This window comes from Streptomyces sp. NBC_00683 (assembly GCF_036226745.1).
In the GTDB taxonomy this organism is placed as follows: Bacteria; Actinomycetota; Actinomycetes; order Streptomycetales; family Streptomycetaceae; genus Streptomyces.
The window spans coordinates 4,180,151-4,206,143 of record NZ_CP109013.1; the positions used below are offsets into that span (position 1 = coordinate 4,180,151).

Sequence of the window (25,993 nt, forward strand, 5' to 3'; positions counted from 1 at the left end):
AACCGCCGGGGGCCGGGCGCCATGACGGGCGCCGCTCCGTGGACACGGTCCGCGGCACGGGCCCCCTACTCGTTGTTGAACTCCTCGACGACCGTCGCCCCCAGCTCGCGGACGATCAGATCGTGCCCGGAGAGCGCGGAGTCCACCAGATCCGGATCGTCGGCCTCCGCGGTGTCGTCCTCGGGAGCGACCGAACGCGACGGCTCGGGAGCGGCCCTGGAGTACCCCTGGTCGGACTGCCCGGCCTGCCCGGACTGCTGGGACGGCGGCTGCTGGGGCTCCTGTGCCGGGGCCGGGCGGGACTCGTACGACTGCGGCTGCGGCTGCGGGGCCGCCGGGGGCTGATACGGGGCGGCCGGAGGGCGGCCACCGCCGCCACCGGTCTGCGGGGGCGTGCCTCCGCCACCTCCGCCGCCCGACGGGTCGATGACGGCCTCGACCCTCCACTGGGCGTTGAACCTCTCGGCAAGAGCCTGCTTCAGCACCTCTTCGCTGCCGCTGCTCGCGAAGTTGTCCCGGGCACCCGCGCTGAGGAAGCCGATCTGCAGTGTGGTGCCGTCGAAACCGGTGACCTGGGCGTTCTGGCTGAGCAGGATCCAGGTGAACCGGCGGCGGTTCTTCACGGCCTCCAGGATGTCCGGCCACATGTTCCGTACCTGGCCGACGCCCTGCGCCATGTCCTGTCCGCCCGGCGCGGGTGCTGCGGGCGCAGCAGCGGCGGCAGCCGGGGCCGCGGCGGTGGCCGGGGGGGCCGTCTGCGGAGGCGGTGTCTGACCCGGTGCGGACGCGGTCGGCCAGCCCCCGGGACGACGCGCCGGCTCCGCTCCGGCGCCTCCGGCCCCTGCGGCGGCGGGCCACGCCCCGGGGCGCTGCCCGGCGGCCGGCGCTTCTGCGGGTGGTGCTTCCGCGGGTGCCTGGTGGACCGGCGGCGCGACAGCCGGAGCCTCCGGGACGACGGGAGCGGTGGCAGGGGCTGCGGCGGGAGCTGCGAAGGGTGCGGCTGCGGGGCCGCCGTCGGGTGCCTCGCCACGTACCGCCGCACGAGCTGCGGCGGGGCCGCCGCCGGGCAGTCCGGCACCGGCCGGCGCATGGGCCTCCGGCCCGGGGACGTACCCCACGGCGGGGCCCGCGCCGGGTGCCGCGAAGGACACGCCGCGCTCCAACCGGTCCAGCCGGGCCTGGAGCGAACGCTCGTCGTCGAAGGCCGCGGGCAGCAGCACCCGGGCGCAGATCAGCTCCACCTGAAGCCGCGGAGAGGTCGCCCCGCGCATCTCCGTGAGCCCCTCGTTGACCAGATCGGCGGCGCGGCTCAGCTCCGCGGCACCGAAGACGGACGCCTGGGCCTGCATCCGCTCGACCACGTCGGCAGGCGCGTCGATGAGCCCCTTGTCGCCCGCGTCCGGCACGGCCGCCAGGATCACCAGGTCGCGCAGCCGCTCCAGCAGGTCCGCGACGAAGCGCCGTGGGTCGTTGCCGCCCTCGATCACCCGGTCCACGACCTCGAAGGCCGCCGCCCCGTCGCCCGCGGCGAAAGCGTCCACGATGGAGTCCAGCAGGGACCCGTCCGTGTAGCCGAGCAGCGAGGTCGCCATGGCGTATGTCACACCGTCATCGCCCGCGCCGGCCAGCAACTGGTCCATGACAGACATCGAGTCACGCACGGATCCCGCACCCGCGCGCACGACGAGGGGCAGCACACCGTCCTCGACGAAGCTGTTCTCCTTGCCGCACACCTCGGCGAGATAGCCGCGCAGCGTCCCGGGCGGAACCAGCCGGAACGGGTAGTGGTGCGTACGCGACCGGATGGTGCCGATGACCTTCTCGGGCTCCGTGGTCGCGAAAATGAACTTGAGGTGCTCCGGCGGCTCCTCGACCACCTTCAGCAGGGCGTTGAAACCTGCCGGCGTGACCATGTGCGCCTCGTCGATGATGTAGATCTTGTACCGGCTCGACGCAGGCCCGAAGAATGCCTTTTCCCGCAGGTCACGGGCATCGTCGACACCACCGTGGGACGCGGCGTCGATCTCGATCACATCGATCGAACCGGGTCCGTTGCGCGCGAGGTCCTGGCAGGACTGGCACTCCCCGCACGGCGTCGGCGTCGGCCCCTTCTCGCAGTTCAGACAGCGGGCGAGGATGCGCGCGCTGGTCGTCTTTCCACATCCGCGCGGCCCGCTGAACAGGTACGCGTGATTGACCCGGTTGTTCCGCAGGGCCTGCTGCAAGGGGTCAGTGACATGCTCCTGACCGATGACCTCGGCGAAGGACTCGGGGCGATAGCGGCGGTAGAGCGCAAGGGACGACACACATACGAGGTTATCGGGGCGGACCGACAACCGGCCCCGCTCCGGGCACACCATCGGCGGGACACCACACCCCCGGGCACGCAAGGGCCCCCCACGCACCCGCCAGAGCCAACCTACCCTTGCTGCCTTCCGGCCCTGGGGGAGTTCAGTCAGATAGCGCCACGTGAGGGGCTGACGCCCACCTTAACCGATCCCCGCCCCCCGAAGTCCACCCACCCGGCCCCCCGGGTCCGCTCCGGGACCGCTCGGAACGATCTCCGGGGGAACGTGTTCGCGAGCACTCCCCAACGTCTTGTATTGTTTGCGGCGGAGGATTCGCCTAGTGGCCTAGGGCGCACGCTTGGAAAGCGTGTTGGGGGCAACCCCTCACGAGTTCGAATCTCGTATCCTCCGCCATTGCTCTCACCGGGCAATACGTTGAAGGGCCCCACCGCTTGCGGTGGGGCCCTTCGGCGTTGTCTCAGCCCCCGTTGTCCTGGTCTTTGTCCACAAGGCCCTTCGGTGGGGCCCCCAGATGGCGTCCGCGATCTTCTGCGCCACGTCCTTCAGCATGGCGTCGGGGCACATGCAGGTACCGCGCGCGCATCCGGGCGGACGTCCCCGCCTCCCAGCCCATGATCTGGTCGATCACGCGGTCCGGGACGCCAAGCGGCATGAGGACGGTAGCGGCGGTGTGCCGGGCGTCGTGCAGGCGCGCGTCACGGACCCCAGCGTCCTCCAGCAGCTTCTTCCAGTCGTGGTAGTCCGTTATTCGGGCTCAACGGGCCACCGAGCGGCTTCGTGAACACGTAGTCCGACTCGGTCCACAGATTCCCAGCGGTCTTGCGCTCCCGCGCCTGGGCCTCCCCGTGCGTTCGCAACATCACAACCAGAGGCCCCGGCAGGGGAACCACGACGGCCGGCACGCGACTTGGTGTTCTTCGCCTCGCGCCGCGCCTACTTGCGGCGGCTTCCGTCGAGGTCTTCTCCGGTGCGGCCCTGCTCGAGGCGCAGGTCCTCCGGCCGTCCGGCTCAGAGGGTGAGGGAGAGCCCCCTGGTCACCCGCTCAGCCGATGCGAGCAGCCTCTCCCGTACCTGGCTGGTCCGGTACATCCGGTCCGACCGGAAGGAGATGCCGAGCGAGCCGAGCTTGTCCCCGCTGTACACGGGCACCGCGATGCAGAGCGTGCCGAGGGAGTACTCCTCGCGGTCCATGACGACGGGGGCGGGCTGCGAGGAATCGAGCTCTCGCACGAGGTCCTCCCGCCGCGTGATCGTGCGGGGTGTGAGATCGGCCAGGTCGTGTCTGGAGAGGTAGTCGCCGCGCGCCTCGTCGTCCAGCTCGCGCAGGACGCACTTGCCCAGTGCCGTGGCGTGTCCGGCGTCCTTGAATCCCACCCAGAGGTCCACTCTCGGCGCCTGCGGGCCGTCGACGATCTCCGCGACGCGGATCTCGCCGTCCTCGTAGAAGGTCAGGTACGCGGCGGCCGACACCTCGTCCCGCAGCGAGGCGAGTGCGGGGCGGACGCGCGTGAGCAGCCCCTCCGCGAGGCTTCCCGGCTGCGGCTCGAACAGCTCGTCACCCATGACGAACCCGCCGTCGTCCAGCCTCTTCAGGTAGCCGTCATGGGTGAGCGCGGGCAGCAGCTCGTGCGCGGTGGCCAACGGCAGCCCGGCCTCCCTCGCCAGCTGCTCCGCGGGAACGCCGCCCTCGTGCGCTCCCGCCGCTTCCAGCAGGCGGAGGGCCTGCTGGACAGCCGCGACAGGCGTGGGGCCTACCTGATCACCCATTCCACCAGCTTGGACCCGGTACAGCCGAGCGGCAATATGTCCCGGATCCGCCCTGTTCCGAGCGCTGGGACGCGCGCCTCAGTCCTCGCCCTCCAGGTTGCCTTCCGTCTCCAGGAAGACCTGGCGCAGCGCCTCGAGCACGGCCGGGTCCGGCTTCGCCCACATGCCCCGCGACTCGGCCTCCAGGAGGCGTTCCGCGATGCCGTGGAGGGCCCAGGGATTGGCCTGCTGGAGGAACTCGCGGTTCGTCGGATCCAGGACGTACGTCTCCGTGAGCTTGTCGTACATCCAGTCGGCGACCACGCCCGTCGTCGCGTCGTACCCGAACAGGTAATCGACCGTGGCGGCGAGCTCGAAGGCGCCCTTGTAGCCGTGGCGGCGCATCGCCTCGATCCACTTCGGGTTGACCACCCGGGCGCGGAAGACCCGGGACGTCTCCTCGACCAGGGTGCGCGTGCGGACCGTCTCGGGCCGGGTCGAGTCGCCGATGTACGCCTCGGGGGCGGTGCCCTTCAGCGCGCGTACGGTCGCCACCATGCCGCCGTGGTACTGGAAGTAGTCGTCGGAGTCCGCGATGTCGTGCTCACGGGTGTCGGTGTTCTTCGCCGCGACCGCGATGCGCTTGTACGCGGTCTCCATCTCGTCCCGGGCCGGGCGCCCGTCGAGCTCACGGCCGTAGGCGTAGCCGCCCCACACCGTGTAGACCTCGGCGAGGTCGGCGTCGGTGCGCCAGTCGCGGGAATCGATGAGCTGGAGCAGCCCGGCACCGTACGTCCCCGGCCGGGAGCCGAAGATACGGGTGGTGGCACGCCGCTCGTCGCCGTGTTCGGCCAGGTCGGCCTGGGTGTGGGCGCGTACGAAGTTCCGCTCGGCGGGCTCGTCGAGGGAGGCGGCCAGGCGTACCGCGTCGTCCAGCAGGCCGATGGTGTGCGGGAAGGCGTCCCGGAAGAAGCCGGAGATGCGCAGCGTGACGTCGATACGGGGGCGGCCCAGCTCCTCGTACGGGATCGGCTCCAGGCCCGTGACGCGGCGCGAGGCGTCGTCCCAGACGGGGCGGACGCCGAGCAGGGCGAAGGCCTCGGCGATGTCGTCGCCCGCCGTGCGCATCGCGCTCGTGCCCCACAGGGACAGGCCGACGGAGGTGGGCCAGTCGCCGTTGTCGGCGCGGTAGCGCTCCAGGAGCGAGTCCGCGAGGGCCTGGCCGGTCTCCCAGGCGAGACGGGACGGGACGGCCTTCGGGTCGACGGAGTAGAAGTTCCGGCCGGTCGGCAGGACGTTCACCAGACCGCGGAGCGGGGAACCGGAGGGGCCCGCAGGGACGAAGCCGCCGTTCAGCGCGTGGACGGTGTGGTCGAGCTCGTCGGTCGTGGCGGCGAGGCGGGGCACGACCTCCGTGGCGGCGAAGTCGAGGATGTCGGCGACGGCGGGCGGCTGTCCGGCGGCCACTCCGGCGACGGCGGCCGGATCCCAGTCCGCGTCCTCCATCGCCTGGACGAGGGTGCGGGCCTGCTCCTCGATCGCGTCGGCGGCGGTGCGGGTGGCCGCGGACTCGTCGAGGCCGAGCGCCTCGCGCAGACCGGGCAGCGATGTCGTACCGCCCCAGATCTGACGGGCGCGCAGGACGGCGAGGACGAGGTTGACGCGGTCCTTGCCGGCCGGGGCGCCGCCCAGGACGTGCAGCCCGTCGCGGATCTGGACGTCCTTGATCTCACAGAGCCAGCCGTCGAGATGCATGATGAACTCGTCGAAGCCCTCGTCCTCGGGCCGGTCCTGAAGCCCCAGGTCGTGGTCGAGCTTCGCGGCCTGGATCAGGGTCCAGATCTGGGCGCGGACGGCCGGGAGCTTCGCCGGGTCCATCGCGGCGATCTGGGCGTGCTCGTCCAGGAGCTGTTCGAGGCGGGCGATGTCGCCGTAGCTGTCGGCGCGCGCCATCGGCGGTACGAGGTGGTCGACCAGCGTGGCGTGCACACGGCGCTTGGCCTGGGTGCCCTCGCCCGGGTCGTTCACCAGGAACGGGTAGACGAGCGGCAGATCGCCGAGTGCGGCGTCGGGGCCGCAGGCGGCGGACAGGCCGGCGTTCTTGCCGGGCAACCACTCCAGGTTGCCGTGCTTGCCGAGGTGGATCATCGCGTCGGCGCCGAAACCGTTGTCGTCCGCGGACGCGGCGATCCAGCGGTAGGCGGCCAAGTAGTGGTGCGAGGGCGGCAGATCGGGGTCGTGGTAGATCGCGATCGGGTTCTCACCGAAACCGCGCGGCGGCTGGATGAGGATCAGCAGGTTGCCGCGGCGCAGGGCGGCGAGCACGATGTCGCCCTCGGGGTTACGGGACCGGTCGAGGAACATCTCGCCCGGGGCCGGGCCCCAGTGCCGCTCGACGGCTTCGCGGAGTTCGGCGGGCAGCGTGGCGAACCAGCGGCGGTAGTCGGCGGCGGGGATCCGGACCGGGTTGCGGGCCAGCTGCTCCTCGGTGAGCCACTCCTGGTCGTGGCCGCCGGCCTCGATCAGCGCGTAGATCAGCTCGTCGCCGTCGCCGGAGACCAGGCCCGGGATGTCCTCCTCGGGCCCGAAGTCGTAGCCCTCGGCCCGGAGCCTGCGCAACAGGGCGACGGCGCTGGCGGGGGTGTCGAGGCCGACCGCGTTGCCGATGCGGGAGTGCTTGGTCGGGTACGCGGACAGGACGAGGGCGATCCGCTTCTCGGCGGCCGGGATGTGGCGGAGCCGGGCGTGCCGTACGGCGATTCCGGCGACGCGTGCCGCACGCTCGGCGTCGGCGACGTACGCGGGCAGGCCGTCCTCGTCGATCTCCTTGAAGGAGAACGGCACCGTGATCAGGCGCCCGTCGAACTCCGGCACCGCGATCTGGGTGGCGGCGTCCAGCGGGGAGACGCCCTCGTCGTTCTCCTCCCAGGCCGCACGGGGGCTGGTGAGGCAGAGCGCCTGGAGCACCGGTACGTCGAGGCCGGTGAGGGCGCCCGCGTCCCAGGACTCGTCGTCGCCGCCCGCGGACGCGGTGGCCGGCTTGGTGCCGCCCGCTGCGAGGACGGTCGTCACGATGGCGTCGGCGGCCCGGAGTTCGTCGATGAGTTCGGGCTCGGGCGTACGGAGCGAGGCGACGTACAGCGGGAGGGCGCGGGCTCCCGCGTCCTCCACCGCGGCGCAGAGCGCTTCGATGAACGCCGTGTTCCCGCTCATGTGGTGGGCGCGGTAGTAGAGCACCGCGATGGTGGGCCCGGTGACGCCCTCACGGGCCGTCCGCTCCAGCGGGCCCCAGGCGGGGGCGGGGGCGGGCGGCTCGAAACCGTGGCCGGTGAGCAGCACCGTGTCGGACAGGAAGCGGGCCAGCTGCTCCAGGTTGGCGGGGCCGCCGTGCGCGAGGTAGGCGTGCGCCTCGGCGGCGATGCCGATGGGGACGGTGGACGCGGCCATCAGCTGGGCGTCGGGGGCCTGTTCACCGGTCAGCACGACGACGGGGCGGCCGGTCGCCAGCACCTGGTCGAGGCCGTCCTGCCAGGCCCGTACGCCGCCGAGGAGGCGTACGACGACGAGGTCCGTGCCGTCCAGCAGCTCCGGGAGTTCCTCGAGGGAGAGCCGGGAGGGGTTGGCGTAGCGGTAGTTGACCGGGCCCGCGGACGCGCGGGCGCTGAGCAGGTCGGTGTCGGACGTCGACAGGAGCAGGATCATGCGGCGTCAGCCCTTCCTCGGGGTGTCCACGCCCCGGGCGGTGTCGGACGGCAGGAGTTCCTGACTCGCCCGGTCGTGGACCGGGCTCACAGTGGCGGGACCGCGCCGGAATCTCACCGGGCTTCCTCCCATGTCGCCGTCTGGCGATGGCGGGCCGAACGGACCGCCGCTAGGCATAGTAGGCGGCCAGGGGCCCGGCGTGAGGAGATGCCCCTGGACGGGACTTGTCCCGGCCGCCCGACGGCCGGTTCCCGCCCTGCGGCGGACGCGGCCGGGGACAGCAGCCCGGACCCTGGACCGCTCGCGGTTCCGGCTCCGGCCCGATGGGTGTCCTGCAGGTCACAGTCACCGTAGGACTGTGCTGCGGTCACGGTCGGTATGCTCGCCGCCATGCCCCCATCCGCCGTCCCGCCCCGGTCTCCGGGCGGTGATGCCTGCCCCGGAACACTGCGTCTGCACCGGGCGGACGACGGTGCGCTGGCACGGGTCCGGCTGCCCGGCGGAGTGCTGACCGTTGCACGGGCGAACGCCCTCGGGGAGGCCGCGGCCCGCCTGGGAGACGGTGAGTTGCATCTCACCTCGCGCGGCAATGTGCAGCTGCGCGGGCTCGCCCCTGACTGCGGTGCGGAGTTGGCCGGACTGCTGGGCAGGGCCGGGCTGCTGCCCTCCGAACGCCACGAGCGGATACGCAACGTCGTCGCTTCCCCCCTCGCCGGGCTCGACGGCCTCGGAGCCGCGGAAGTCGGACCGTGGCTGTCCGCACTGGACCGTCTGCTGTGCGGGAGCGACCGTGCGACCGCGCTCTCCGGCCGCTTCCTGTTCGCACTCGACGACGGCCGCGGTGACGTCGACGCCCTCGGCGCCGACCTCACCCTGCTGGCCCGTGCCGACGGCGACGCGATGCTGCGCATCGGGGACACCGACGCCGTCCTGCGCGTCCCGGCCGCCGAAGCGCCCCGCGCCGCGCTCCTGGCCGCCGAAGCGTTTCTGGACGCCGCCCCGGACACCGGTGCCTGGCGGGTGAAGGACCTGCCGGGCGGCTCCGCCGCACTGGCCGACGACGTCGTACGGCGGTTGCGGCAGACCGGTACCGCCGTGTCTGAGGACCGCCACCCCCGTCCTCACGCATCCGTCCCGCCTGTCCTCGGCCGCGTACACGGCGGCCGCCGCGATGTCGCGCTGTCCGTCGGCGTACCGCTGGGGCGCCTGGACCCGAATCAGTGGCGGCTCCTGGCCGGCGCCGGCGAACTGCGGCTCACCCCGTGGCGCGGGGTCGTCGTCACCGGCGTCTCACCGGATCACGCGGACGAACTGCTCGCCGCCCTCTCGGAGGCCGGTCTGATCACCGGGCCCGGCTCGCCGTGGGCCGGTGTCGGGGCGTGCATCGGACGGCCCGGCTGCGCGAAGTCCCTGGCCGACGTGCGGGCCGAAGCGGGGGCCGCCGTCGGACCCGTGGGAAGGCTGCCTGTGTACTGGTCCGGGTGCGAACGCCGGTGCGGCCATCCGCACGGGGAGTGGATCGACGTGGTCGCCACCCCGGACGGACACCGGATCTCCCATGTGACGGGGGACCGGTCGGACGCCACGGCGACGGTCCGGGACAACCCTGCCGCGCTGGCCGCCGCGGTGGCGGCGGCGCGAGGCTCTCGCACCTGACCGTGCATCACCTGTTCACCTGTGTCTGGCCGCCGGCCACAAACCCGATGAAGAAAGCGACAGCACTGTGCATCAGTACGAGAAGGACGGACCGGCGATCTACCGCCAGTCCTTCGCCACCATCCGCGCGGAGGCGGATCTGGCAGGGCTGCCCGCCGATGTGAGCCAGGTCGCCGTCCGCATGATCCATGCCTGCGGCATGGTCGACCTCGTACGCGACCTCGCCTTCTCGCCGGACGCCGTGGCCGACGCCCGCGCGGCGCTGCGGTCCGGTGCGCCCATCCTGTGCGACGTGGCCATGGTCGCCAGCGGGGTCACCCGCAAGCGGCTGCCGGCGGACAACGACGTGGTGTGCACCCTGTCCGACCCGGCCGTTCCGGGACTGGCCGCGAAGCTCGGCACCACCCGCAGCGCCGCCGCGCTGGAACTGTGGCGCGACCGCATGGGAGGGGCTGTCGTCGCCGTCGGCAACGCGCCCACCGCCCTCTTCCGGCTCCTGGAGATGATCGAGGAGGGCGCCCCGCGCCCCGCAGCCGTCATCGGGGTCCCGGTCGGCTTCATCGGCGCCGCCGAGTCCAAGGACGCGCTGGCCGCCCACCCGTCCCGCCTCGAGCACCTGATCGTGCGCGGCCGGCGCGGCGGCAGCGCCATGGCGGCGGCGGCCATCAACGCGATCGCCAGCGAGGAAGAGTGAGCGTGAGCGAGCACAAGAAGACCGGACGGCTGTACGGGGTCGGGCTCGGGCCCGGCGACCCGTCCCTGATGACCGTGCGCGCCGTGCAGGTCATCGGCGAGGCCGATGTCGTGGCGTACCACTCCGCCCGGCACGGCCGGTCCATCGCCCGTTCCATCGCGGCGCAGCACATCCGCGCCGACCACATCGAAGAGGCGCTGGTCTACCCCGTCACGACGGAGACCACCGACCACCCCGGCGGCTACCGGGGCGCGCTGGACGAGTTCTACACCGAGGCCGCGGCCCGCCTCGCGGTCCATCTCGACGCGGGGCGCACCGTCGCCGTGCTCGCCGAGGGCGACCCGCTGTTCTACGGCTCGTACCAGCACATGCACAAGCGGCTCGCGGACCGTTACACCACCGAGGTCATCCCGGGCGTCACCTCGGTCAGCGCCGCCGCCGCCCGTCTCGGCACTCCGCTCGTCGAGGGCGAGGAGGTGCTGACGATCCTGCCGGGCACGCTGCCGGAGGAGGAGCTGACGGCACGTCTGGCGGCCACCGACTCAGCGGTGGTGATGAAACTGGGCCGCACGTTTCCTGCCGTGCGCCGTGCGTTCGAGGCGTCCGGGAGGCTCGCCGAGGCGCGTTACGTCGAGCGCGCCACCATGGCCGGGGAGCGCACCGGTGATCTGGCCGACACCGACGCCGACTCGGTGCCGTACTTCGCGGTCGCGGTGCTGCCGAGCCGGATCGACGCACCCCGCCCCGAACGCGCCGCCGGATCCGGCGAGGTCGTCGTGGTGGGCACCGGGCCGGCCGGCCCGCTGTGGCTGACGCCCGAGACCCGCGGGGCGCTGGCCGCCGCCGACGACGTCGTCGGCTACACGACGTACCTGGACCGGGTGCCCGTACGTCCCGGGCAGCAGCGGCACGGCTCCGACAACAAGGTCGAGTCGGAACGCGCGGAGTTCGCCCTGGACCTGGCTCGGCGCGGGCGGCGGGTGGCCGTCGTGTCGGGCGGTGACCCGGGGGTCTTCGCCATGGCGACGGCCGTGCTGGAAGTGGCGTCGCAGGACGCGTACACGGACATAGCGGTACGAGTGCTGCCCGGCGTGACCGCGGCCAATGCCGCCGCCGCCCGCGCGGGTGCTCCGCTGGGCCACGACTACGCCACCATCTCGCTCTCGGACCGGCTCAAGCCCTGGGAGGTCATCGCCGAGCGGCTGCGCGCGGCGGCCACGGCCGATCTGGTGATGGCGCTGTACAACCCCGGTTCACGCAGCCGTACCTGGCAGGTCGGCAAGGCCCGCGACCTGCTGCTGGAGCACCGCTCCCCGGACACGCCGGTCGTGCTCGGGCGCGACGTCGGCGGCCCGGCGGAGAGTGTGCGCACGGTGCGGCTCGCCGATCTGGATCCGGCCGAGGTCGACATGCGGACGATCCTGATCGTGGGGTCCTCGCAGACCCGGTGGGTGCGGAGGGGGGACGGCCGGCAGATCGTCTGGACGCCGCGCCGCTACCCGGAGGACTGAACGCCCGCGGCGGGGTCCGGGGGCGCCGGGCCGCTGCCCGTCCGCTGTCGGACCCCCGTGCCACGATGGCGGACATGAGCGCTCCCGAACGCCCCATGCCCCCTTTGGACGCCGATGAGCGGACCTCCCTGGAGAGCTGGCTCGACTTCTACCGCACCACACTCGCCCGGAAGTGCGACGGCCTGACGGAGGGGCAGCTCCGCGAAGCGGCTGCGGAACCTTCGCCGATCACCCTGCTCGGGCTCGTCCAGCACCTCGCGGAGGTCGAGCGGAACTGGTTCCGCCGGGTCCTGGCCCAGGAGGACGCCCCGCCGATCTTCACCCCCGGTGCCGACCCCGAGGCCACCGACGGCGGTTTCGACCTGGCCGGCGGAGCGACGTACGAGCAGGCGCTGCCGATCTGGCAGGCCGAGATCGGCCGGGCGCGGGCGAACTGCGCCACCCGCGCACTCGATGACACCAGCCCCTTCATGGGCGGGCAGGTCACCCTGCGCTGGATCTACACGCACATGGTCGGCGAGTACGCCCGCCACTGCGGCCACGCCGACCTCGTACGCGAACGGATCGACGGCCGTACGGGCGTCTGAGCCGCCTAGACGCTGCGCGGGAGCGCCTGCCCCGTCTCCGGGAGCACCTGCCCCGCAAGGTCGCGCAGCCAGCTGACGGCCTCCCCGGGGGTCCCGGCCACCGGGACTCCCTCCGGTACCGGGGGCCTGCGGACCACGACCACCGGGATGCCCGCCTCGCGGGCGGCCGTGAGCTTGGGGGCGGTCGCCTCGCCGCCGCTGTCCTTCGTCACGAGGACGTCGATGCGATGGCTGCGGATCAGCTCCCGCTCCCCCTCCAGCGTGAACGGCCCCCGGTCCAGCAGCGTCTCCATCCGCGCCGGGTGCGGCACATCGGGAGCGTCCACCGAACGCATCAGGAACCACAGCTCGTCCAGACCCGCGAAGGCGGCGAGGCCCATCCGGCCCGTCGTGAGGAAGACCCGCCTGCCAAGTCCCGGGAGAAGCCCGGCCGCCTCCGCCAGCGAGCCGGCCGCATGCCACCGGTCGCCCTCCGAGGGCACCCAGCCGGGCCGGCGCAGAGCCAGCAGGGGAACATGGACTGTGGCGGCGGCCTCGGCCGCGTTGAAACTGATCTTCCCGGCGAAAGGATGGGTGGCGTCGATGACCGCATCCACTCGGTGCGCCCGGAGCCATGCGGCCATGCCGTCGGCTCCGCCGAACCCACCGATGCGCACCTCGCCGGGCGGAAGCTTCGGACGGCCGACGCGCCCCGCGAGCGAGCTGGTCACCCGGGCCCCGGCGGGCAGTCCGTCCGCGGCCACCAGGGACTCCGCGAGCAGGCGGGCCTCAGTCGTGCCGCCGAGGACGAGTACGTGCAGAGCCATCGGATCGGTCCATCCATGAGCAGTGAGGCGCAGGGCGGGCGCACCGCCCAACTCAAGCACACCGGTCTGCGGCCCGGATGGACGACCGGCGCCTGTGCGACCGCCGCGGCCACGGCCGCGTACACCGCGCTGCTGACCGGCGAGTTCCCCGATCCCGTGACCATCACCCTGCCCCGGGGGCAGACCCCGGCCTTCGCGCTCGCGGTGGAGGAGCTCGGCGACGGCAGTGCCATGGCCGGAGTGGTCAAGGACGCGGGCGACGACCCGGACGTGACGCACGGCGCGACGGTGAGGGCCACCGTGCGGCAGCTCCCTCCGGGGTCCGGAGTGGTCTTCCGGGCCGGGCCCGGCGTGGGGACGGTGACGCTCCCGGGGCTGCCGCTCGACGTCGGTGAGCCCGCGATCAACCCCGTGCCCCGCCAGATGATGCGGGACCACGTGGCGCGGGTGGCGTCCGACCACGGGGGCACCGGCGACGTGGAGATCACGGTCTCGGTGGACGACGGCGAAGAGATCGCACGTTTCACGTGGAACATTCGCCTGGGCATCCTGGGCGGCCTCTCGATCCTGGGCACGACGGGCGTCGTGGTGCCGTACTCCTGCTCGGCCTGGATCGACTCGATCCGCCGCGGGGTGGACGTCGCCCGGGCGGCCGGGCACACCCATGTGGCGGGGTGCACGGGCTCGACCTCGGAGAAGACGGTGGTGACCGAGTACGGGCTGCCGGAGATCGCCCTCCTGGACATGGGGGACTTCGCGGGGGCGGTACTGAAGTACGTGCGCCGGCATCCGGTGGAGCGGCTGACGGTCTGCGGCGGGTTCGCCAAGCTGTCCAAGCTCGCCGCGGGCCATCTGGACCTGCACTCGGGCCGCTCCCAGGTCGACAAGATCTTCCTGGCCGGGCTGGCACGGCAGGGCGGCGCGAGCGAGGCGCTGGCGGCCGAGATCGAGGTCGCCAACACCGGCCTGGCCGCGCTGCAGCTCTGCGCGGCGGCCGGTGTGCCGCTGGGCGACCTGGTGGCCGTGGCCGCCCGGGACCAGGCGCTGTCCGTGCTGCGGGGAGCGCCCGTGGCGGTGGACGTGATCTGCATCGACCGGGCGGGGACGGTGGTGGGGCGGAGCGAGGTGCGGTGACCGGGAGCCGTGAGCCCCCAGCACCCGCCGTACAGGCCCGGGTCAGCAGGTGTGGCGGTCCCGGGCAGGGGAGTAGAGGTGGCTGTCGCGGAACTGCTCCGCACCCAGCGTCCGGCCCACCATGATCACCGCGGTCCGGATCACTCCCGCCTCCTTGACCTGCTCCGCGATGGAGTCCAGTGAGCCGCGCAGGATGATCTGGTCCGGGCGCGAGGCCATGGCCACCACGGCGGCAGGGCAGTCGGCCCCGTAGTGCGGCAGCAGCTCGTCGACCACCCGGTCCACGTACCGCGCCGCGAGGTGCAGCACGATCAGCGCGCCGCTGCGGCCCAGCGTGGCCAGGTCCTCACCCTCGGGCATCGCGGTGGCGCGCTGGGCGATCCGGGTGAGGATGACGGTCTGGCCGACCGTGGGCACCGTCAACTCCCGCTTCAGCGCAGCGGCCGCCGCGGCGAAAGCGGGCACCCCGGGCACCACGTCGTACGGCACGCCCGCCTCGTCGAGCCGCCGCATCTGCTCGTTGACCGCGCTGAAGACCGAGGGGTCGCCCGAGTGCAGCCGGGCGACGTCGTGACCGTCGGCGTGGGCACGGACCAGTTCGGCGGTGATCTGGTCGATGTCCAGGTCGGCGGTGTCCACCAGCCGGGCGTCCGGCGGGCATTCGGCAAGCAGCTCGCGCGGCACCAGGCTGCCCGCGTACAGGCAGACCGGACTGGCGGCGAGAATGCGCGCGCCGCGCACCGTGATCAGGTCTGCGGCGCCGGGGCCCGCACCGATGAAGTGCACGGTCATCTGTTGTCTCCTGAAGCGTGTGTGTCGGGCGAGGCTTTGCGTACGGACCACTGCGTCACGGGCATCGCCTGGCGCCACCCGGTGAACCCGCCGACCGGCACCGCGTGGGCCACCGCGAGCCGCACCAGGTCGCCGCCGTGCACCCGGTAACGCTCGGCGAGCAGCGCCTCCGACTCCAGCGTGACCGTGTTGGCGACCAGTCGGCCGCCCGGAGGCAGCGCGTCCCAGCAGGCGTCGAGCAGGCCGGGCACCGTGAGCCCGCCGCCGATGAACACGGCGTCGGGGACGGGCAGTCCGGCCAGGGCGTCCGGCGCCCGGCCGGTGACCACGCGCAGGGCGGGAACGCCGAGCCGGTCCGCGTTGCGGGCGATGCGCCGGGCGCGCACCGGGTCGCGCTCCACGGTCACCGCACGGCAGGACGGATGGGTCCGCAGCCATTCGACGGCGATCGATCCGGAGCCGCCGCCGATGTCCCAGAGGAATTCGCCGGGCGCGGGCGCGAGCACGCCGAGCGTGGCGGCCCGTACATGGCGCTTCGTCAGCTGGCCGTCGTGCTCGTACGCCTCGTCGGGCAGACCCGGTACGGCGCCGATGCGCAGGGCGTCCGGCGTGGAGCGGCACTCGACGGCGATGACGTTGAGGGGGTCGCCCGGCTCCCGCGCCCAGGTGTCCGCGGTGCCGTCCACGCAGTCCTCGCGCTCGCCGCCGAGCTGTTCGAGCACCCGCATCCGGCTGGGCCCGAAGCCGTGTTCCCGCAACAGGGCGGCCACGGCTGCGGGAGTGGCGGCGTCCGCGCTGAGGACGAGCAGCCGGCGTCCGTCGTACAGGGCGGCGGCCAGCCGGGCCGTGGGACGGCCCACCAGGGTGACGACCTCGGTGTCCTCCAGCGGCCAGCCGAGCCGGGCGCAGGCGTAGGAGGTCGACGACGGGTGCGGCAGGACGTGCAGCGCCCCCGGGCCGAGCTCCTCGGTGAGTGCCCGGCCGATGCCGTAGAACATGGGGTCGCCGCTGGCCAGTACGGCGATCCGGTTCCCCTCGTGGGCGGCGAGCAGGCCGCGAACGGCGGGCCGCAGCGGCGACGGCCAGGGCACGCGCCGGCCCTCGCAGCCGGGCGGGAGCAGCCGCAACTGGCGCTCACCGCCGATCAGTACCTCGGCGTCCAGGAGCGCGGAGCGTGCCGTGTCCGGCAGGCCGGCCCATCCGTCGGCGCCGATGCCCACCACGCTCACGACACGCGCGTCGGACGAGAGCTTCGGGGCGGGTGGTTCGGATGGTGCGGGGGACACGGCCGTACCTCGGTGTTCGGGGGATGACGCTGCCGAACTCTACTGTCCGGTCCGGTCCGCGGCCCGGCCAGGTCGGGTGACCGGCCACCGGGATCCCCCGGGGCACCCGGGGGGCAGCCCCACCCCCAACCGGCCTGGTCACCCCATGCCGTCGGGCGCGCGGATCCACGAGTGTGGAGCACGCCAGCACGGAGCATCCCCACCCGATGATGTCGAGGCCGCCATGACCACCAGCACCCTCCCGCGCACCACAGCACCGTCCACCGCCGACGCGCCCGGCGAACGGGCCCCGAGGACCGCGCCCACGACGGCGTTCCGGCGCGGCCCGTTCGCCGCTGCCACGTACCGGGAGATCGGTTACGCGCTGACCTCGCTGCCGATCGCCATCGGTGGATTCGTCCTCTCCGTGACCTTGTTCTCGCTCGGCGCCGGGCTCTCCCTCACGGTGCTCGGCCTGCCTGTCCTCGCCGCTCTGCTCGCCGCCGCTCGCGGCCTCGGTGCCGCCGAACGGCGACGGGCGGGCGCACTGCTCGGCCTGGACGCCACGGCGCCGGCGGACATCCCCGCGGCCACGAGGCCCGGCTGGTGGGCCGGCGTCCAGGCCCGGCTGACGGACGCGGCGGGCTGGAAGGCGCTGCTCTTCCAGGTCGTCATGTTCCCGTGGCGGGTGGCGAGCTTCTGCCTGACGCTGACCTTCCTGATCACCGGATGGACGGTCGCGCTCTACCCGCTCTACGCCTGGGTCTTTCCCCGGTACGTGGGCTGGTCCGGGTACCAGGTCTTCGACTACACCTCGGACGGCGTCCGCCACCAGTACTACCTCTCCTCCCCCCTCCAGATCGCCGCGGCCTCGCTCCTCGGCCTCGTGATCGTCTTCCTCACCCCGAAGCTCGTGCACGCCCTGACGAGTGTCGACCGCGCGGCGGTGCGTTCGCTGCTCGGCCGGAACCGGCCGCTGTAGGGCACAGCGCGCCTGCCGCCGGACCGCACCTGCTGGAGTGATTGCGGAAAGTCTGCCGCGTGGTGTCGAGAACCCGCCCGCGGCTCCGACGTCCCCTGTGAGAGTTGCCCACAAGGGGCAGCGCAGCCGCCGAGGGAGCGAATCATGAAGTACCTGGTGATGGTGCAGGGATCTCAGGCCGACTACGAGGCGATGCGCGGCAAGGCGTCCGCGAGCAGCCCGGCCTGGAACGAGAAGGACGTGAAGGCGATGTTCGCCTTCATGGAAGGACTCAACAACGACCTCGCCGAGACCGGCGAGATGGTGGACGGCCAGGGACTGGTCGAACCCGCGAAGACCCGTTTCGTGAGCGCGGGCGCCGACGGACAGCCGGTGATCTCCGACGGTCCGTACGGGGAGACCAAGGAGCTCCTCGCCGGGTACTGGGTGCTCGACTGCGAGAGCCTGGAGCGGGTGACCGAGATCGCGGCACGCATCGCGCTCTGTCCGCAGCCCGAGGGCGCTCCCGAGTACCCCGTGGTCATCCGCCCGATCGACTCGGGCGGATGCTGAGGAACCGCCTGGTCAGAGGTGACGAGTGGACCGTAGGACGACGGAGATCGAGGACCTGCTGCGCCGGCACGCGCCGCAGGTCCTCGGCGCGCTCGTGCGCCGGTACGGACACTTCGACGCCGCCGAGGACTCCGTACAGGAGGCACTCCTCGCGGCAGCGCAGCAGTGGCCGGAGCAGGGGCTGCCGGACAACCCGCGCGGCTGGCTCATCAGGATCGCGTCCCGGCGGCTGACCGACCAGCTGCGCAGCGACTCCGCCCGGCACCGGCGCGAGAGGACGGCGGCAGCGCTCACCCCGCGGGACGCGTTCACCGCACCGCCGCCCGGGGAGAGCCGGGCACCGTCCGAGGACGACACCCTCACCCTGCTCTTCCTCTGCTGCCACCCGGAGCTGACTCCCGCCGCCCAGGTCGCGCTCACCCTGCGCGCCGTCGGCGGCCTCACCACGGCCGAGATCGCCCGGGCCCACCTGGTGACCGAGGCGACGATGGCCCAGAGGATCAGCCGGGCGAAACAGAGGATCCGGGGAACCCCGTTCCGCCGGCCCGGGCCCGCCGACCGCGATCTGCGGCTCGCCGCCGTGCTCCAGGTGCTCTACCTGATCTTCAACGAGGGGTACACGGCGACCTCCGGCAGTGACCTGCACCGCGCGGACCTCGCCCGCGAGGCGATCCGGCTGACCCGTTCCGTACGGGGGCTCCTGCCCCGGGAGGGCCGCGTGGCCGGACTGCTGGCGCTGATGCTGCTCACCGAGGCCCGCAGCGCGGCCCGCAGCGGCCCGGACGGTGAGCTGATCCCGCTCGACGAGCAGGACCGCACCCGCTGGGACCGTGCCGCGATCGCGGAGGGCGCCGCCCTGGTGGAGGAGGCGCTGTCCGAGGGACCTGCCGGGGCCTACCAGCTGCAGGCGGCGATCGCGGCACTGCACTGCGAGGCGGAGCGCGCCGAGGACACCGACTGGCCGCAGATCCTCGCCCTGTACGACATCCTCGTGGCCCGCGCCCCGGACCCCATGGCCGGGCTCGGCCGCGCGGTGGCCGTCGCCATGGTGCACGGCCCCCGGGCCGGGCTGGCGGAAGTGGACGCGCTGAGCGACCGGCTGGCCGGTAACCACCGGCTGGACGCCGTACGGGCCCATCTGCTGGAGAGGGCCGGAGACCGCGACGGGGCACGGGCGGCCTACCGGCTGGCCGCCGACCGCACCCTCAGCGCACCGGAGGTCCGCTACCTGCAGATGCGCGCGGACCGCCTGCGGCCCTGAAGCCCTGCGGCCCGCCACCGCCGACCCTCAGCCCCGGCGCTCGCGCTCCTCTAGCCATTCCACGAACGTCGTCGTGCCCGTCACGTCCGGCCGGTCCGTGGTCAGCGCACCCGACCGGACAGCCCTGCCCACCGCGCCCGGCAGTGCCAACGGCACCATCCGCGCGCGGCTGCCGGTGACCGAACGCCACTGCCGGGCGAGGTCCCGGACGTCGGCGGTCTCGGGTCCGGCCACCTCGATACGGCCGCGGAGCGCGGGTCCCCCGGCGGCATCGGCCACCGCCAAGGCCACCTCCGCGGACGCCACGGTCCGCAGGGGCATCCTGGGCAGGACCAGCACTCCGAAGCGGGCCATGGACGTGAACAGCCCGGCCACCAGTTCGTGGAACTGCGTCGCCCGCACCAGGGTCCAGTCCACCGGCCCCGCCTCCACCACCCGCTCCTGCGCGGCCTTCGCCCTGTAGTAGCCGAAGGGGACGCGCTCGCAGCCGACGATGGAGACGCAGACGTGGTGGCGGACCCCGGCGGCCTCCTCGGCGGCCAGCAGGCGCCGCGAACCGTCGACGAGCGTTCGCGCCGCCCCCTTCGGAGAGGTGCTGTTACTGGCGTCCACCACGACGTCACAGCCGGCCAGCGCCCTGTCCAGGCCCTCCCCCGTGGTCAGGTCGACGCGGTACTCCCGCGAGCGACGGCTGAGGACCCGCACCTGGTGGCCGCGCGAGCGCAGCGTGCCTGCGACCCCCCGGCCGAGCGTCCCGGTTCCGCCGGCGACGGCAATGGTCAGCTTCTCTTCGGCGTTCATGCCCCGAGAACGAACGGCGCTCCGGGAAGGTGACGTCCCCACTCCCCGGATGCCCCCTGGCTCCCCGCCCGGCCTCCCGGGGCTCCCCGCCCGGCATCGCTGGACTCGCCGATCCCCGCCGCTCTCGCGATCATCGAAGATATGACCAAGAGCAACGACGGCAAGGACTTCACGGTGCGGATCGCCCAGCAGTCCGACGCGGACGAGCTCCTCGGGCGCAGTCCGCTCGCAGCCCTCGTCGGCATGCTGCTGGACCAGCAGGTTCCCATGGAATGGGCGTTCACCGGCCCGTACACCCTGGCCGGGCGCATGGGCTCGGACGATCTGGACGCGCACGAGATCGCCGCCTACGACCCGGAGGCGTTCACCGAGCTCTTCACCTCCAAACCCGCCCTGCACCGCTATCCCGGCTCCATGGCCAAGCGGGTGCAGCAACTGTGCCAGTTCCTGGTGGCGGAGTACGGCGGAGAGGCGAGCGCGGTCTGGGAGGGCGCCGGGACGGGCGCCGAACTGCTGAAACGCCTCAACGCGCTGCCCGGGTTCGGCACCCAGAAGGCGCAGATCTTCCTGGCTCTGCTCGGCAAGCAGTTCGATGTCCGCCCGACCGGATGGCGGGAGGCCGCGGGTCCCTACGGGGAGGCGGACTCGCACCGCTCCGTCGCCGACATCACCGGACCCGACTCGCTCGCCGAGGTGCGTGCGTACAAGCAGGAAGCGAAGGCGGCGGCCAGAGCGGCGAAGGCGACGGGACGGGCCAAGTGATCACGAACGAGCCACACAAGCGATCACAACCGGCCTCTGCGGTTCACAGATGCCGGACCACTCGCTAGCTTTCACGCACATCCGTTCGCATCGGAAGGACTCCTGTGCACGCAACTCGTCGCAGAGCCATGGCGGTTGTGGCCGCCACCGCCCTGGCCACACCGCTCCTCCTCGCCGCGTCCCCGCACCACGGCCACGCGTCCCACGACCCGGCCAAGGATGCCGCCAAGCTGTCGCGGACCCTGGTCAAGAACTCGTCCGCGAAGGACGCCCACCGGCACCTGGAGCAGTTCCAGGCGATAGCCGACTCGGCGGACGGCCACCGCGCGGCCGGCTCGCTGGGCCACGACGCCTCCGCCGCCTACGTCTACCGGCAGCTCCAGAAGGCCGGTTACGAGGTCGGCTACCAGGCCTTCGACTTCGTCTACACCGAGACGCTGGCCGAGAAGCTCTCCGTGGTCTCACCCACGCCCCGTGATATCTCCATCAAGGCGATGACGTACACGAAGTCCACGAAGGAGGGCGGGATCCGAGCGGCCCTCGTCGCCGTTCCCGCCGACGACACCACCGGCTGCGAGGCAGCCGACTACGCCTCCGCGACCTTCACCGGCAAGATCGCGCTGATCAAGCGCGGCGGCTGCTCCTTCGCCGTGAAGCAGGCTGCGGCAGGCGACGCGGGCGCTGCCGGCGCGGTGATCTACAACAACACCGAAGGCGTGCTCTCCGGCACCCTCGGGGACGTCGAGTCGGGGAAGATACCCACCGGCGGACTCCTCCAGGCAGAGGGCGAGAAGCTCGTCGCGGACCTGGCCAAGGGCGAGGTGACGGTCGACTTCGAGATCCGCGAGTTCCAGGAGGAGCGCACCACCCGCAACGTCGTCGCGGAGACCCGCCGCGGGAACCCGGCGAAGACCGTCATGCTCGGCGCGCACCTCGACTCGGTCACCGACGGCCCCGGGATCAACGACAACGGATCCGGCTCGGCCGGACTCCTCGAAGTCGCCCTGGAACTCGCCAAGTCGCACAAGCAGCCCGCCAACAAGGTGCGGTTCGCCTGGTGGTCGGCGGAGGAGAACGGCCTGCTGGGCTCGGAGGCGTACGTCACGAAGCTCTCCGAGGAGCAGCGCAAGCAGGTCGCGCTGTACCTCAACTTCGACATGATCGCCTCGCCGAACGGTGTGCAGTTCGTCTTCGACGGCGACAACTCCGACAACGTCGGCGAGGGCCCCGGCCCCGAGGGCTCCGCCCAACTGGAGCGTGACATCAACCAGTTCCTGGACGGGAAGGCCAAGCCCCACACCGGCACGGACTTCACCGGACGCTCCGACTACGGGCCGTTCATCGAAGCCGGCATCCCGTCCGGCGGTACGGACACGGGCGCCGAGGGCATCAAGACGGCCGACCAGGCGAAGACGTTCGGCGGCACGGCCGGCATCGCGTACGACCCGTGCTACCACGCGGCCTGCGACGACCTGGACAACATCGACATGGCTCACTTCGACACCAACATCGATGTGATCGCCAACGCCGTGGGCACCTACGCCTACGACCTGCGCTCCCTGACCCGCCCGGTCCCGCCGGCCCCCAGCACCGGTGAGCCCGGCAGCGGCGGCGGACTGCGCGAGGGACACGCGCACGGCGTCACCGAGTAACCCGGACCGCTCCCTCACGCCGCAGGCGCCGAGCCCCGCTCACCGCCTGCGGCGTGACGTACCGAAGAGCGACCGCGAGATCTCCCGCCCGACCTGCGTTCCCACGCTCCGGGCCAGGGACTTGAACATGCTGCTCCCCACCACCTGCCGGACCAGCGAACCCTCTTCCTTCCGCTCCTCGGGGGCCTGCTTCGACTCCCCGGGCGCCGACGTCACGGCCTCCTCCACGGCCGCGCGGTCCGCCGCGTCCCGGTCGGCCCGCGCGGACTCCTCCTGGCCGGCCGCGAGCTTCTCGTACGCGGACTCACGGTCCACGGCCTCGGCGTAACGCCCGTACAGCGAGGACCCCTTGACCGCCCGCTCCAGCGCGTCCGCCGGCACCGGTCCCATCAGTGACTGCGGCGCCCGCAGCCGGGTCGCCGCCACCGGGGTGGGCGCGCCCCTCTCGCTCAGCACCGTGATCACGGCCTCGCCCGTACCCAGTCCGGTCAGCAGCTCCTCCAGGTCGTACGGGGAGTCGGGGAAGGTCTTCACCGTCGCCCGCAGCGCCTTCGCGTCGTCCGGGGTGAAGGCGCGCAGCGCGTGCTGCACCCGGTTGCCGAGCTGGCCCAGCACCTCGGCGGGGACATCCTTCGGTGTCTGCGTGACGAAGAAGATCCCGACTCCTTTCGAGCGAATCAGCCGCACCGTCTGTGTGATCGCGTCCAGGAACGCCTTGGACGCGTCGTCGAACAGCAGATGCGCCTCGTCGAAGAAGAAGACCAGCTTGGGCCGGTCGGGGTCGCCGACCTCCGGCAGATCGTGGAAGAGGTCGGCGAGCAGCCACATGAGGAACGTCGAGAAGAGCTGCGGCTTGTCCTGTACGGCCGCCAGTTCGAGTACGGAGACCACCCCCCGCCCGTCGGGTGCCTGCCGGAGGAACTCGGCCGTATCGAACTCCGGCTCCCCGAAGAAGTCGCCCGCGCCCTGCTGTTCGAAGGCGGTGACCGAGCGCAGGATCACCCCGGCCGTGGCGGTGGAGAGCCCGCCGATGCCCTTCAGTTCGGCCTTTCCGGTGTCCGAGACGAGGAAGGCGACAACGGCCCGCAGGTCCTTGAGGTCGACCAGCTCCAGGCCCTTGGAGTCCGCGTAGTGGAAGATCAGCCCGAGCGACTGCTCCTGCGTGCGGTTGAGCTGGAGGACCTTCGAGAGCAGGACCGGACCGAAGCTGGTGACCGTCGCACGCAGCGGGATGCCGGACCCGATGCCGCCGAGCGCGTAGAACTCGCTCGGGAATCCGGCCGCCGTCCACTCCTGTCCGACCTGCCCGGCCCGCTCGCTCACCTTCTCGCCGGGCTGCCCGGGGGCGGAGATGCCGGAAACGTCGCCCTTGATGTCGGCGAGGAAGACCGGCACCCCGTTCGCCGACAGCTGCTCGGCGATCAGCTGGAGGGTCTTGGTCTTCCCGGTGCCCGTGGCGCCCGCCACGAGGCCGTGCCGGTTGAGCATGCCCAGCGGGATACGGATCCGCGCACCGGGAAGGGCCGCACCGTCCCAGAGGAGCGCGCCGAGTTCGAGTGCGGCACCGGAGACCGCGTACCCGTCGGCGATGTCCTGAGCCTGCTGCGGCAGTGCGCCCCCGCTCTCGCTCCCACTCATGACAGCCCCTGTTCCGGTTTCACCCGATTCATTGCGGTTTGCCAAGCATCGCAGTCCCGTCCCGTGGCTGCGCCCGGACGCCCTTGCCCGGTAGGCTTTCCGTGTGATCTTCAAGCGCATCGGAAATGGGCGGCCATATCCTGACCACGGCCGGGAAAGCACCCGGCAGTGGGCGGATGTAGCGCCGCGCCCGGTCCGCCTCGACCAGCTCGTGACCACCAAGGGACAGCTGGACCTCGAGACCCTGCTCGCCGAGGACTCCACGTTCTACGGCGACCTGTTCGCGCACGTCGTGAAGTGGCAGGGCGACCTCTACCTCGAGGACGGACTGCACCGCGCCGTGCGCGCCGCACTGCAGCAGCGCCAGGTGCTGCACGCACGCGTCCTCGAACTCGGCTGACCGCGCCACTCCCACCCGTGGCCCATTTCGGGCCTTTCGAGTGCTTTTATGCACATACGGGTGCCATCTGTTGATCGTTTAGTAGGCATCATCACCAGGTCGCACTACGCTGCGCCCATGAGCATGCTGACCCCTCCCGGCATGGGCGGAAAGTACCGCATCACGGGCAACACCTACCCGCGCATGCGCCGCCCCCGTCATCGCCGCAGGCTCGTCCTGTCGGCCGTCGCTGCCGTTGCGGCCCTCGGCCTGGCCGGATGGGGCACGCTGCAGCTCATCGACGTCTTCACCGGTGGCGACGGACAGGCGAACGCGGCCGAGCGCACGAAGGCCTGCCCCTCACCGACCGCTTCGGCACCCGCCAGGGCGCTCCCGAAGCCGGCCGCCATCAAGGTCAACATCTACAACGCGACGCCGCGCAGCGGGCTGGCCAAGGCCGCCGCCGACGAACTGAAGAAGCGCGGCTTCACCATCGGCAAGGTCGGCAACGCCACGGCCGCGTACGACAAGAAGGTGCCGGGCACCGCACTGCTGCTCGGCGCCCCGACGGCGGCGAACGGCTCCTTCCCGGTGCTCGGCACGCAGCTGCCCGGGATCGTGCAGAAGACCGACGCCCGCCGGACGGCGGACGTCGATCTGATCATCGGTACGAAGTTCACGGCGTTCAGCCCGCCCGCGGCGGCCGCTTCCGCGCTCACCGCCCTGACGAAGCCCGCCCCGGCTCCGTCCTCCTGCCGATAGCCGGGCGGCCCCGTCAGTCGACGGTGCCGTACATCCGGTCGCCGGCGTCGCCGAGCCCCGGCACGATGTAGCCGTTCTCGTTGAGCCGCTCGTCGACCGAGGCGGTGACCACCGTCACCGGCGCGCCGGCCAGCTCGCGCTCCATGACCTCGACGCCCTCGGGCGCCGCGAGCAGCACGACCGCGGTGACGTCGTCCGCGCCGCGCTTGATCAGCTCCCTGATGGCCGCGACGAGCGTGCCGCCGGTGGCCAGCATCGGGTCCAGGACGTAGACCTGACGACCGGAGAGGTCCTCGGGCATCCGCGTCGCGTACGTCTCCGCCTGGAGCGTCTCCTCGTTGCGGATCATGCCCAGGAAGCCGACCTCGGCGGTCGGGAGCAGCCGCACCATGCCGTCCAGCATGCCGAGACCGGCACGCAGGATCGGCACGACCAGGGGCCGCGGGTACGACAGCTTCACGCCGGTCGTGGCGGTCACCGGGGTCTCGATGTCGACCTGCTCGGTCCGCACATCCCTGGTGGCCTCGTACGCGAGGAGGGTGACCAGCTCGTCGGCGAGCCGCCGGAAGGTCGGGGAGTCGGTGCGCTTGTCGCGCAGCGTGGTGAGTTTGTGCGCGACCAGCGGGTGGTCGACGACGTGGATCCGCATGCCGTCAACAGTAGCCGGGCCCCGGGCGGGCTTCCCGCACGTCTGCACTGGCATCAAGCACCTGTTCGGGGGGAAGGTGGGGGCATACGGACCCAGGCTTGGGGTGGTGTGTCGATTGCCCGACGGGGAGCAGCGGAAACAGCGGCAGGCCGGACGCGACGCGCGCGACCTGCCCGACGTGCAGGAGAACGTGCCGGACGCGCAGGAGAGTGACGCGGCGCGCCGGAGGCGCCGGGTCCAGTTCCTCCGTGAGCTCCATGAGGCGAAGCAGCTCCGCGACCGGGTCCAACCGCGCCGCGCCCGCGCGGCCCGTATGCGCCAACAGATGCGGATGCGCACGTTCCGCTGGTGAC

At 72.4% G+C, this 25,993-nt stretch carries 22 protein-coding genes, 1 tRNA gene, 1 other RNA gene, 1 pseudogene and 1 riboswitch; of the genes and pseudogenes, 14 read left to right on the forward strand and 11 right to left on the reverse strand.

Features of this window, described 5'->3' with window-relative positions:
- Positions 1-65 precede the first annotated feature (65 nt).
- Positions 66-2,306, reverse strand: a complete 2,241-nt coding sequence (locus tag OG257_RS18720; protein ID WP_329208867.1) for a DNA polymerase III subunit gamma and tau — start codon at positions 2,304-2,306, stop codon at positions 66-68.
- 80 nt (positions 2,307-2,386) lie between these two features.
- An RNA gene (gene ffs / locus OG257_RS18725) (signal recognition particle sRNA small type) lies at positions 2,387-2,481 on the reverse strand.
- A gap of 133 nt (positions 2,482-2,614) precedes the next feature.
- On the opposite strand from ffs, the gene OG257_RS18730 reads away from it, so the two are divergent.
- Positions 2,615-2,702, forward strand: a tRNA-Ser gene (locus OG257_RS18730).
- A gap of 64 nt (positions 2,703-2,766) precedes the next feature.
- Here OG257_RS18730 and OG257_RS18735 read toward each other — a convergent pair.
- The 3 genes and pseudogenes from OG257_RS18735 to cobN form a co-directional block, all read right to left on the reverse strand.
- Positions 2,767-3,239 (reverse strand): annotated as a pseudogene (locus tag OG257_RS18735) (tyrosine-type recombinase/integrase); the annotation flags it as partial.
- 78 nt (positions 3,240-3,317) lie between these two features.
- The gene (locus tag OG257_RS18740; RefSeq protein WP_329208869.1) at positions 3,318-4,076 is read right to left on the reverse strand and encodes an IclR family transcriptional regulator; all 759 of its coding nucleotides are present in this window, start codon (positions 4,074-4,076) and stop codon (positions 3,318-3,320) included.
- Positions 4,077-4,154: 78 nt separating this feature from the next.
- Positions 4,155-7,757, reverse strand: coding sequence for a cobaltochelatase subunit CobN (gene cobN, locus OG257_RS18745; protein ID WP_329208870.1), 3,603 nt, complete (start codon positions 7,755-7,757; stop codon positions 4,155-4,157).
- A 35-nt stretch (positions 7,758-7,792) separates the two neighbouring features.
- A riboswitch (cobalamin riboswitch) is annotated at positions 7,793-7,940 on the reverse strand.
- A 195-nt stretch (positions 7,941-8,135) separates the two neighbouring features.
- Between cobN and OG257_RS18750 the strand changes: the two genes are divergently transcribed.
- The 4 genes from OG257_RS18750 (at position 8,136) to OG257_RS18765 (ending at position 12,205) form a co-directional block, all read left to right on the forward strand.
- A complete protein-coding gene (locus OG257_RS18750) occupies positions 8,136-9,413 on the forward strand; it encodes a cobalamin biosynthesis protein CobG (RefSeq protein ID WP_329208872.1) in 1,278 nt (425 codons plus the stop codon).
- 67 nt (positions 9,414-9,480) lie between these two features.
- Positions 9,481-10,107 carry a precorrin-8X methylmutase gene (locus OG257_RS18755; RefSeq protein ID WP_329208874.1) on the forward strand — a complete coding sequence of 209 codons (627 nt, stop codon included), beginning with the start codon at positions 9,481-9,483 and terminating at the stop codon, positions 10,105-10,107.
- Entirely contained in the window at positions 10,104-11,618 is a 1,515-nt protein-coding gene (gene cobJ / locus OG257_RS18760) for a precorrin-3B C(17)-methyltransferase (RefSeq protein ID WP_329208876.1), read from the forward strand. The genes OG257_RS18755 and cobJ overlap by 4 nt, the downstream gene beginning before the upstream one ends.
- Before the next feature lie 74 nt (positions 11,619-11,692).
- Positions 11,693-12,205, forward strand: coding sequence for a DinB family protein (locus OG257_RS18765; protein ID WP_329208878.1), 513 nt, complete (start codon positions 11,693-11,695; stop codon positions 12,203-12,205).
- Positions 12,206-12,210: 5 nt separating this feature from the next.
- On the opposite strand, the gene OG257_RS18770 is transcribed toward OG257_RS18765, so the two are convergent.
- Positions 12,211-13,011: a cobalt-precorrin-6A reductase gene (locus OG257_RS18770; protein ID WP_329208879.1), complete on the reverse strand. Its 801-nt coding sequence runs from the start codon at positions 13,009-13,011 to the stop codon at positions 12,211-12,213.
- A 15-nt stretch (positions 13,012-13,026) separates the two neighbouring features.
- On the opposite strand from OG257_RS18770, the gene OG257_RS18775 reads away from it, so the two are divergent.
- A complete protein-coding gene (locus OG257_RS18775) occupies positions 13,027-14,145 on the forward strand; it encodes a cobalt-precorrin-5B (C(1))-methyltransferase (RefSeq protein WP_329208881.1) in 1,119 nt (372 codons plus the stop codon).
- A gap of 42 nt (positions 14,146-14,187) precedes the next feature.
- Here the strand turns inward: OG257_RS18775 and cobM are convergent, their stop codons facing one another.
- Entirely contained in the window at positions 14,188-14,937 is a 750-nt protein-coding gene (gene cobM, locus OG257_RS18780) for a precorrin-4 C(11)-methyltransferase (RefSeq protein ID WP_329208883.1), read from the reverse strand.
- A complete protein-coding gene (cbiE, locus tag OG257_RS18785; RefSeq protein WP_443054441.1) occupies positions 14,934-16,223 on the reverse strand; it encodes a precorrin-6y C5,15-methyltransferase (decarboxylating) subunit CbiE in 1,290 nt (429 codons plus the stop codon). The genes cobM and cbiE overlap by 4 nt, the downstream gene beginning before the upstream one ends.
- A gap of 223 nt (positions 16,224-16,446) precedes the next feature.
- On the opposite strand from cbiE, the gene OG257_RS18790 reads away from it, so the two are divergent.
- The 3 genes from OG257_RS18790 to OG257_RS18800 all read left to right on the forward strand — a co-directional run bounded on the left by OG257_RS18790 (position 16,447) and on the right by OG257_RS18800 (position 18,997).
- Positions 16,447-17,184 carry a sensor domain-containing protein gene (locus OG257_RS18790; protein WP_329208885.1) on the forward strand — a complete coding sequence of 246 codons (738 nt, stop codon included), beginning with the start codon at positions 16,447-16,449 and terminating at the stop codon, positions 17,182-17,184.
- 144 nt (positions 17,185-17,328) lie between these two features.
- The gene (locus tag OG257_RS18795) at positions 17,329-17,736 is read left to right on the forward strand and encodes a YciI family protein (protein WP_329208887.1); all 408 of its coding nucleotides are present in this window, start codon (positions 17,329-17,331) and stop codon (positions 17,734-17,736) included.
- 25 nt (positions 17,737-17,761) lie between these two features.
- Positions 17,762-18,997: an RNA polymerase sigma factor gene (locus tag OG257_RS18800; RefSeq protein WP_329208889.1), complete on the forward strand. Its 1,236-nt coding sequence runs from the start codon at positions 17,762-17,764 to the stop codon at positions 18,995-18,997.
- Between the two features lie 27 nt (positions 18,998-19,024).
- On the opposite strand, the gene OG257_RS18805 is transcribed toward OG257_RS18800, so the two are convergent.
- A complete protein-coding gene (locus tag OG257_RS18805) occupies positions 19,025-19,798 on the reverse strand; it encodes an SDR family oxidoreductase (RefSeq protein ID WP_329208891.1) in 774 nt (257 codons plus the stop codon).
- A gap of 141 nt (positions 19,799-19,939) precedes the next feature.
- Between OG257_RS18805 and OG257_RS18810 the strand changes: the two genes are divergently transcribed.
- Positions 19,940-20,560: an HhH-GPD-type base excision DNA repair protein gene (locus OG257_RS18810; protein ID WP_329208893.1), complete on the forward strand. Its 621-nt coding sequence runs from the start codon at positions 19,940-19,942 to the stop codon at positions 20,558-20,560.
- Between the two features lie 128 nt (positions 20,561-20,688).
- Positions 20,689-22,212 (forward strand): M28 family metallopeptidase, encoded by a 1,524-nt coding sequence (locus OG257_RS18815; protein ID WP_329215178.1) that lies wholly within the window; start codon positions 20,689-20,691, stop codon positions 22,210-22,212.
- Between the two features lie 39 nt (positions 22,213-22,251).
- Here OG257_RS18815 and OG257_RS18820 read toward each other — a convergent pair whose 3' ends face one another.
- The gene (locus OG257_RS18820; protein ID WP_329208896.1) at positions 22,252-23,850 is read right to left on the reverse strand and encodes a helicase HerA-like domain-containing protein; all 1,599 of its coding nucleotides are present in this window, start codon (positions 23,848-23,850) and stop codon (positions 22,252-22,254) included.
- Positions 23,851-23,953: 103 nt separating this feature from the next.
- On the opposite strand from OG257_RS18820, the gene OG257_RS18825 reads away from it, so the two are divergent.
- Complete coding sequence (locus tag OG257_RS18825; protein WP_003955420.1) at positions 23,954-24,250, forward strand: type II toxin-antitoxin system VapB family antitoxin; 297 nt, start codon at positions 23,954-23,956, stop codon at positions 24,248-24,250.
- Positions 24,251-24,391: 141 nt separating this feature from the next.
- Positions 24,392-24,991: a LytR C-terminal domain-containing protein gene (locus OG257_RS18830; protein WP_329215180.1), complete on the forward strand. Its 600-nt coding sequence runs from the start codon at positions 24,392-24,394 to the stop codon at positions 24,989-24,991.
- Between the two features lie 13 nt (positions 24,992-25,004).
- Here OG257_RS18830 and upp read toward each other — a convergent pair whose 3' ends face one another.
- Positions 25,005-25,640, reverse strand: a complete 636-nt coding sequence (gene upp / locus OG257_RS18835; protein ID WP_329208898.1) for a uracil phosphoribosyltransferase — start codon at positions 25,638-25,640, stop codon at positions 25,005-25,007.
- A gap of 115 nt (positions 25,641-25,755) precedes the next feature.
- Between upp and OG257_RS18840 the strand changes: the two genes are divergently transcribed.
- Entirely contained in the window at positions 25,756-25,992 is a 237-nt protein-coding gene (locus OG257_RS18840) for a hypothetical protein (protein ID WP_383183088.1), read from the forward strand.
- Position 25,993: the final 1 nt, after the last annotated feature.